We start from the raw sequence: 315 nt of genomic DNA on the forward strand, positions 1-315 counted from the left end.
AGGTTCAGGTCCTTCTTGTCGACGACCTCGACGGTGGCGAGGCGGACGAGACCGTCACGTTCGCGCTGGACGGCAAGACGTACGAGATCGATCTCACCACCTCCAACGCGGACAAGCTCCGTGGCCTTCTCGACCCCTATGTGAAGGGTGGCCGTCGTACCGGAGGCCGTGCGGCGGGCGGACGCGGCAAGGCCCGCGCCGCAGTTTCCGGTGGCAGCCAGGACACCGCGCAGATCCGCGCCTGGGCGAAGGAGAACGGCCTCGAGGTCAACGACCGCGGCCGCGTCCCCGCGAGCATCCGCGAGGCCTACGAGA

The 315-nt window shown here is 68.9% G+C and carries 1 protein-coding gene; it reads left to right on the forward strand.

Features of this window, described 5'->3' with window-relative positions; translation table 11 throughout:
- On the forward strand, positions 1–315 hold a 315-nt coding region (locus ADL25_RS18775; RefSeq protein ID WP_059128918.1), incomplete at both ends, for a histone-like nucleoid-structuring protein Lsr2.

Source organism: Streptomyces sp. NRRL F-5122 (assembly GCF_001507435.1).
Taxonomy (GTDB): domain Bacteria; phylum Actinomycetota; class Actinomycetes; order Streptomycetales; family Streptomycetaceae; genus Streptomyces; species Streptomyces lannensis.